General features: G+C 48.5%; 7 protein-coding genes. 1 reads left to right on the forward strand and 6 read right to left on the reverse strand.

Annotated elements, in window-relative coordinates; genetic code table 11:
• The 6 genes from aroB to B3180_RS15125 form a co-directional block, all read right to left on the reverse strand.
• Positions 1-754, reverse strand: a 754-nt coding sequence (gene aroB / locus B3180_RS15100) for a 3-dehydroquinate synthase (protein WP_286845318.1), incomplete at its 3' end; no start/stop codon positions are given.
• A gap of 18 nt (positions 755-772) precedes the next feature.
• The gene (aroK, locus tag B3180_RS15105) at positions 773-1,306 is read right to left on the reverse strand and encodes a shikimate kinase AroK (protein WP_199495065.1); all 534 of its coding nucleotides are present in this window, start codon (positions 1,304-1,306) and stop codon (positions 773-775) included.
• Positions 1,307-1,443: 137 nt separating this feature from the next.
• Entirely contained in the window at positions 1,444-2,718 is a 1,275-nt protein-coding gene (locus B3180_RS15110) for a type IV pilus secretin PilQ (protein ID WP_286845321.1), read from the reverse strand.
• Positions 2,718-3,539, reverse strand: a complete 822-nt coding sequence (locus B3180_RS15115; protein ID WP_278358931.1) for a hypothetical protein — start codon at positions 3,537-3,539, stop codon at positions 2,718-2,720. The genes B3180_RS15110 and B3180_RS15115 overlap by 1 nt, the downstream gene beginning before the upstream one ends.
• The gene (locus B3180_RS15120) at positions 3,532-4,053 is read right to left on the reverse strand and encodes a hypothetical protein (protein ID WP_278358930.1); all 522 of its coding nucleotides are present in this window, start codon (positions 4,051-4,053) and stop codon (positions 3,532-3,534) included. Before B3180_RS15120 ends, B3180_RS15115 begins: the two co-directional genes overlap by 8 nt.
• Positions 4,041-4,859, reverse strand: a complete 819-nt coding sequence (locus tag B3180_RS15125; protein ID WP_278358929.1) for a hypothetical protein — start codon at positions 4,857-4,859, stop codon at positions 4,041-4,043. The genes B3180_RS15120 and B3180_RS15125 overlap by 13 nt, the downstream gene beginning before the upstream one ends.
• Positions 4,860-5,014: 155 nt before the next feature.
• On the opposite strand from B3180_RS15125, the gene B3180_RS15130 reads away from it, so the two are divergent.
• Positions 5,015-6,316: penicillin-binding protein 1A (locus tag B3180_RS15130; RefSeq protein ID WP_286845324.1), on the forward strand; the 1,302-nt coding region annotated here is incomplete at its 3' end.

A 6,316-nucleotide genomic window follows, 5' to 3' on the forward strand; every position in this document is an offset into this window, starting at 1 on the left:
CAATGGCGTGTCCGAAGGTGTGGCCTAAATTCAGTAATGCCCGTAGGCCTTTTTCGCGCTCGTCCTGGGCAACAACTTCGGCTTTAATTTCGCAGCTGCGCTTAATGGCGTAGGTAAGTGCCCCCGGGTCTTTTTGGTATAACTCTGTCGTATGCTGTTCCAGCCACTGGAAAAACTCGGGGTCGTAGATAACACCGTATTTAACCACTTCGGCCAGGCCGCTCCGGTAGTCCCGTTCAGTCTGTGTTTGCAAGCAGTCTATGTCGATAACCACCGATTTGGGCTGATAGAAAGCGCCAATCAGGTTTTTCCCCTGCGGATGGTTAACCGCTGTTTTTCCGCCCACGGAAGAATCAACCTGCGACAATAGGGTGGTCGGAATTTGGTAAAAGTCGACACCCCGTTGAAATGTTGACGCCACAAAGCCCGCTAGGTCACCAACCACACCTCCGCCTAAAGCAATAATGCCGCAGTCGCGGTTAAAGCCAGCGTTAATAAGAAGATCCATGGCTTCGCTGTAGCTTTCCAGGCTTTTAAACTGTTCGCCGTCGCGCATTTCAAATACTTCGACCTGATGGCCGGCAAGCGCACTTAATAATGGCTTTAAATAATGCTGGCTGATGGTTGGGTTAGTGATGACCAGTAGCTGTTGATTGAGTCTATGCGGGAGGTTTTCTACGTAGTTTGATAACAGGGCGTTACCAATGTAGATGGTGTAGCTGCGTTCACCTAAAGAGACGTTAACCTCAGCCATGAACGCAGCTCCCTTTATTTACCCGAGGCCGTTAATCGACTCGAGTTGATCGATAATGTCATTGACGACGAATTTTGCGCTTTGATCATCGGTTTGTACCGTGATGTCCGCAATTTCTTCGTATAAAGGGTCGCGTTCTTGCGCCAGTTGCTCCAGCACTTTACGCGGGTCGTCAGCTTCTGCAATTAAAGGCCGGCGTTTGTCGCGCTGGGTGCGTGCCAGTTGTTTCTCAATGGGTGTTTTTAAATACACAACAACACCCCGAGCCGACAGACGGTTACGGCTTTCTTTGCTCATGACCGAGCCGCCACCTGTCGCTAAGACAATACCCATGTTTTCGGTAAGCTCTTCGATCACTTTTTCTTCGCGTGCACGAAAGCCTTCTTCACCTTCAAGTTCAAAAACCCAACTGATATCAGCCCCTGTGCGGCGCTCGATTTCAGAATCTGAGTCGAAGAACTCTAAATGTAATTGTCTGGCGATTTGACGGCCAATCGTACTTTTGCCAGCCCCCATGGGCCCAACAAGAAAAATATTACGTTTCTCAGCCATATTCCTGCTTACATCATTGGTTAAAATTAGCTGTAACTCACGAATCCGGAGTGTCTGGAGACGTCCCCCAACCCAACGAAAAGAAGCGCGATTATCGCAACTTGAGCCCACTTTAGCAATAGTAATCGGCTTTTGGACTAAGTTTGGGGCAATATCGTTGGTGTGACGAAAATCATTAACTCCCGCTTTTCATTGCGCTGCTGCTGGTGAGAGAACAAATTCCCGAGTAACGGCAGCGACCCTAAGATGGGGACACGACTGTCATCATTCAAGCTATGTTCCTGAAAGATTCCCCCTAAGACGATAGTTTCGCCATTTTTCGCCAGTACCCGCGTCGACATTTCCTGAGTGTCGATGGCAACGGCTGGTCCGGTTGGTGTAGCAACGGTGTCACCGCGGGTGTTTTGGGTAATGGTGAGCTCCATTAGTACATGATCATTTGGCGTTATTTGCGGAGTTACACTTAAACCCATAACTGCCTTTTTAAATTGCACCGCGGTAGCCCCGTGCGCAGCTGTTTCGACGTAAGGTATTTCGGTACCTTGCTCTATGTAGGCCGGTTGATGATTCGACGTAAAAATTTTCGGACTGGTAATAATTTCGGCTTTGTTTTCCTGCTCCAGCGCCGTTAATTCAAGGTCCAGCAGAATGTCATCGCTCAGCCTGGCCAGGTTTGCGGAAAAGGTTCCGGCGGGGTTTGTTGCGGGTAAGTCCACTTGCATACCTTTTACAAAGCTCCCTGTGTCCTCTGGTATTGCCAGTCCGTACTCCGACGCGCCCCAACGAATGCCCAGTTCTTTACTCACGTTGGCCTTTACCGTCACCATACGGGCTTCAATAAGCACCTGTTTCACCGGGACATCTAAATCATTGACTAACTGACGAATGGTGGCCAGCTGCTCCGGCGTGTCCCGAACAATGAGGGTATTAGTGCGCTCATCAACACTGACCGCTCCGTTGGGTGACAAAAAGCTTTGCTGTTCATTTTTTAATAACGACGCTAAGTCACTGGCTTTAGCAAAGTTTACGCTAAGCAAAATAGAGCGGTGCTGGCTATTGTCTGCGGCAGCATCATCGGCGACATCAATGCGGAGCATGGAACCTTGTGTGTGAACCGTTAAGCCATGACTGGTTAGCAGCGTGTCGAAGGCATCCTGCCAGGCAACCTTGTTGAGTTTCAAACTGGATTCACCACTGACCTGGTCGGTAATCAATATATTTAACTGATGCTGATCGGCCAGTAATTGTATGAGTTGGCTTAGCGGCATTTTATCGGTATTGAGCGAAACAGGTTGTTGTCTTTGCTCTTCGCTCAGCAGGCTTTTCCAGGAATTTTCCATTGCGTAGCCAGATGTAGAGCAAAGCACCAGCAGCAGACTGAGCACACGAAAAGAGAATTTAATTGGCTTCATTACGGTTTCTTGTCCTTAGTTAAACGAAGTTTGACGGTCTCTGCCGACCAACAGCCTGCATATTGCTGCCAGCGTTCGAACAGTGCGTACCCGGGGTTAATTTCACGCAATTGCATGAGTGGGTTTTCTATCCAGTTGTTGTTAGCAAGGGTTATTACGCGGTCAGGCAGTTGTAGCAGAGCTTTTCTTTGTGGTGAGGTTTGTGTGGCCAGCAACTTCACTAAAGACCAGTCACCGATTTGAATGTTGCTCTTTATTGCAGGCCGCTCTAAGCATTTAGGAGGTTCGACGGTAATGGGCGGAAAGTTTGTTTTAAACAGCGTGTTGGCGTCAATGCTTGCCGAAGCGGCATCATTGGCGTTTAACCACAGAAACTGCCAACTGAGTTTACCGCTGGTTAAGTCTGTGTCTTGCCACTTTAATGTTTGAGTAAAAGGAAAAGCCTGAGTCGCGCCGTGTTGTGCCAGCATTACAGAGGCAACAAAACGGACAGCGCGCTGATAGCTACCATTAACCCCAACCAACCATTGTTCAGAACTCTCTGGATCTTGTTGGTAGTGCAAGTCTACCTTTTGTTGCTTTGCCGCCTGGGTCAGTAAAGACGAAACATCCACGAAGGAGGGTTCGGATACGTAGATACTGTCCTCTGCCGGAACTGGAGGAAGAGGTGTCTGTAGCTGCTGATACTGATTCCGCAAGGTTTTGCTAAGCTGCGCGGCCTGATACCCGGTGAAGTAATAGCTAATGAGCACAGCAAGCAGGGTAAAGATAAGCAGGGCCATGGCCCAGGCAATAAGTGCTTTGTGTAATGATTTAGCCACGGCTGGCCTCACGCTGGCTATTTAAGTATTGGAATGAAACGCGTTTTTGCGGCAACAACTGCTGTTTTAGCCCGGCATGAACAAGTTGTTTGTTGAGCCATAAATAGTGATCGTTAACTTCCTGAATATGGCGATAGCCAGCTTCCAGTTTGAATTGCTCATGGTTAAAAGTAAGCCTGCGGTGGTGAAAGCTTTTTGGGGTGTTGTCGAGTAATGCCGAAAATGCGTTAAGCCTCAGCTTATGCGCGCTTTTAAGCCGGGTAAAAGCACGCTGGGTCTCTTGCTGTTGCCTGTAGGCTTGCCAGCGTTGTTGGTGAACTTTGTGCTCAGCCAGTTTCTGATTCTGGTCGCTAACTTGCTGCTGCAACTGAGCCAGATAGTCACTGTATGAAATAACCCACTGTGACGAGAAAAAGGTAACAGTTATTAACAGCACAATACCGACTTTATGCAACGTGCGGTGGCGTTGCCATAAGCTTTGCTGTCGCCATTGCAGAAGGTTTAGCGATGCCATTGGTTAAACCCCCGCAAGGCTAAGCCTAATAACACCATTTCATTATCTAATGCTGCAACAATGGGTGCTGGATTGTTTTTGAAAAAGGGGGTTGTTGATAGCACTAAGTGCGTGAGTTGCATTTGCCCTTCAAGCTGCCGGTCAAGCGACGACTGAACCGCTTTATCGCCAAAGCTCATAACCCAACTGAATTTGCCGGACATTTGAGCCGACAAAAGATAAGGCAGTAAATTGAAAGTATCGACGTATTCTAAGCGCTGAAAAACACCGCCTTTGCAATACAGAAGAATAGACTGAGGCTGTCTCAGCTCGACAATGACCCATTGCATTGTGCTTTCAAATACTGCGTTGTCGGGCCAAAGGTAAGGAAGTACTGCGTTGGTTGCACGTACAACAGACTGATAGGCCGGTTCAACCACGTGTACCGGCATTTCTAGTGGTGCCAATATTGCCAGTAATTCTTCCAGAGCTGAGCGTTGACCAATGACCGCTTCAGCTTCGTTATCTCGGGTAAAATAGTCGTAACTGATACCGGTACTGGTCTTTAATTGTGGCGGTAATTTTTCCAGTAACTGCTCTTCAACCTGACTATGGTTGTCCAGCGCAATTTTCTGATAGTGAGTTGCGGTGTAATCAAGCGCTGAGACAATGCCATCTTTATTGAGTCCTTTATCGCTGAGGCTGTTTTTGTGTTGCTGTGAAAAGTGGTCGACGACAAAGTGCCGGCCCTGCCGTGATAGTTGTAAAACCAGACAACTTTCACGATTCATTTGCACAGCAAGTGGTTGCTGGCGAAGTAATGACATTAGACAATATCCTTATTGTAGAAAAGCCAGATGCAAGCGTAGTGTTGTGAACAAAAATCCGCCATAATAGTCAGTAAGAATTTAGAGCTAATTTATGTCGGTTTTTGCGGTTTAAGCAGACTGGTGTAGTGAAAAAGCGGTTATGGAGCAGATAATTGAAGTGGTTTAAGCGGCTAATTTACACCTTGCTGGTGTGTACTATTATTGGCGGGGTAGCGGTTGGCAGCCTTTACTTGTATGTAAAGCCCGAATTACCCAGCGTGGAAACTTTGCGCGATGTGCGTTTGCAGACACCAATGCAGGTGTTCACAGCAGACGGAGAACTGATCTCACAGTTTGGTGAAAAGCGGCGTATACCTGTGGAGCTGCAAGACGTACCGCAACCGCTTATTGATGCTTTTCTGGCAACTGAAGACAGTCGTTTTTATCAGCATTTTGGTGTTGATCCTATTGGTGTTTTGCGTGCCTTTAGTGTGTTGCTGACCACCGGTGAGATTCAGGAAGGTGCCAGTACCATTACCATGCAGCTGGCACGTAACTTCTTTTTGACCTTTGAACGCGCGTGGATGCGCAAGATAAAAGAAGCCTTTATTGCCGTTCACATTGAACAGCTCTTAAGCAAAGATGAAATTCTGGAACTTTACCTCAATAAAATTACCTTTGGGCATCGCGCTCATGGTGTCGGGGCTGCAGCACAGGTTTATTACGGTAAGCCACTAAAAGACCTGACTTTAGCACAGATGGCAACCATCGCAGGCCTGCCTAAAGCGCCGTCGAATCTAAACCCAATTTCAAACCCCATTGCCTCGAAAGCGCGCCGCCGTGTGGTTTTGTTGCGTATGCTGGATGAAAATAAAATCAGCCAGGCGGAGTTTGAAGAAGCGGCTAATGCTCCGGTTACCGCTCGTCGCCATGGAGCGGAGGTAACGGTCAATGCGCCTTATCTCGCCGAGATGGTGCGCCAGGAAATGGTAGACCGCTACGGAGACGACCAAGCTTACAATGAAGGCTACAAGGTTTACACAACGATAAGAAGTGATGTGCAGCTGGCTGCGCGTCAGGCCGTCTGGGATAACCTGCACAGCTATGACGAACGCCATGGTTACCGCGGTCCGGTGAGTTTGTTGTGGTCGGCAGAGAAAGAAGAGGAGCCGGTGGAAGAACCGGCTATTCGGCAATACCTTGAACAATTACGCGTTATTGGTGCGGTTACACCGGCTGTGGTGACAGCCATTGGTGAGCAGTCTGCGGAAGTGATGGTTAAAGACGAGGGGAAAATCACTTTACCCTGGGAAGCCATGCACTGGGCCCGCGAATACCTGAACGAAGAACGTCAGGGGCCGCCTCCGGAGACAGCCGGAGAAATCATGCAGCCCGGGCACGTTATTTGGTTGCGTCGGGTGAATGACGGCAGTGAATGGCGTCTGGCTCAAATTCCTGAACCAAGTTCCGCCATT

Origin of the sequence: Idiomarina sp. UBA4206 (assembly GCF_002383015.1) — a bacterium.
Classification (GTDB): Bacteria; Pseudomonadota; Gammaproteobacteria; order Enterobacterales; family Alteromonadaceae; genus Idiomarina; species Idiomarina abyssalis.